Origin of the sequence: Paraburkholderia sp. BR14320, assembly GCF_040948665.1 — a bacterium.
GTDB classification, from domain to species: domain Bacteria; phylum Pseudomonadota; class Gammaproteobacteria; order Burkholderiales; family Burkholderiaceae; genus Paraburkholderia; species Paraburkholderia youngii.
The window spans coordinates 1-986 of sequence record NZ_JBFPKG010000208.1; the positions used below are offsets into that span (position 1 = coordinate 1).

Sequence of the window (986 nt, forward strand, 5' to 3'; positions counted from 1 at the left end):
GATGACTTTATTGCAGAAGACAATCCCGTCCGGATCATCGACGCATTCGTTGAAGAACTCGAACTGGTTTCTCTGGGATTTGAAGGCGCCACGCCTGCAATCACTGGTCGACCGTCTTACCACCCCACAGTGCTGCTCAAGATCTATATCTACGGCTATCTCAATCGCGTGCAGTCGAGCCGACGTCTGGAGCGGGAGTGCCAGCGCAATGTCGAACTGATGTGGCTGACCGGCCGGCTTGCGCCAGACTTCAAGACGATTGCCGAGTTCAGGCGCAGCAATGGTGATGGTATTCGCAACGTATGCCGTCGCTTCGTCGTGATATGCCGTGACCTGAAGCTGTTCACACAAGCGGCCGTGGCCATCGACAGCAGCAAGTTCAAGGCGGTCAACAGCCGCGACAACAACTTCACGCCCAACAAGATTGCGCGGCGTCAGGAGCAGATCGAACAAAGCATCCAGCGTTATCTGGATGCGCTGGAGACTGCCGATCGCACTCAACCAGCCGAGGTAGAAGCGAAGACTGAGCGGCTACGGGAGAAGATCGAGACGCTGCGCGAACAGATGCGCGAGCTGGATCACGCGGCAGAGCTTCTGAACGATCTGCCGGAAAAGCAGATCTCGATGACCGACCCCGACTCACGCTCGATGATCTCGCAAGCCAAGGGTACGGGCGTGGTTGGCTACAACGTCCAGGTAGCCGTCGACACCCGACACCATCTCATCGTCGCCCACGAAGTCACGAATGTCGGCAGCGACCGAACGCAGTTGAGCCCGATGGCTAAAGCCGCGCGCGATGCGATGGGCAAGAAGAAAATCAAGGCACTGGCAGACCGCGGATACTTCAGCGCACCGGAGATCAAGGCGTGCGACGACGCGGGTATTGCGGCGCTGGTGCCAAAGAGCCAAACCTCCGGTGCAAAGGCTGACGGTCGGTTCGACCGGGCCGACTTCATTTACATCGCCAAAGATGACCAGTACCTGTG

1 protein-coding gene is annotated in these 986 nt (G+C 58.1%); it reads left to right on the plus strand.

Annotated features, from left to right (window positions below; genetic code table 11):
- The coding region (locus AB3X89_RS39920; RefSeq protein WP_368588021.1) for an IS1182 family transposase at positions 1 to 986 on the plus strand (986 nt) is incomplete at both ends.